Origin of the sequence: Bacillus cereus group sp. N6, assembly GCF_016483705.1 — a bacterium.
Classification (GTDB): Bacteria; Bacillota; Bacilli; order Bacillales; family Bacillaceae_G; genus Bacillus_A; species Bacillus_A wiedmannii.
This window is the reverse complement of sequence record NZ_JAEHBI010000232.1, coordinates 1-380: the sequence shown is the minus strand read 5'-3', so window position 1 is coordinate 380 and position 380 is coordinate 1. Positions and strand designations below refer to the sequence as shown.

Below are 380 nucleotides of genomic sequence, written 5' to 3'. Positions count from 1 at the left end.
CAAACGAATGACTCCTGGAGAGTAGATGAGACGTACATAAAAGTAAAAGGGCAATGGATGTACCTATATCGTGCTGTGGATTCTGAAGGAAACACGATTGATTTTTATCTAAGTAAATCCAGAAATCATAAGGCTGCAAAGCGATTTTTCAAAAAATCTTTGCAGTCTTTTCATGCTTCAAAACCTCGTGCAATCACAGTTGATAAAAACCCCGCTTATCCAATTGCTATTACAGGGTTAAAGAAAGAAAAACAGATGCCGTTAGGCATTCAAATCCGACAGATAAAATATCTAAATAACATCGTGGAGCAAGACCATCGTTTCATTAAAAAACGTATACGCTCTATGTTAGGACTTAAATCTTTTCGTACAGCTACATT

Annotated in this window: 1 protein-coding gene; it reads left to right on the top strand. The window is 36.3% G+C overall.

The window, feature by feature from the left end:
* The coding region (locus JDS99_RS31090; protein ID WP_199696510.1) for an IS6 family transposase at positions 1 to 380 on the top strand (380 nt) is incomplete at both ends.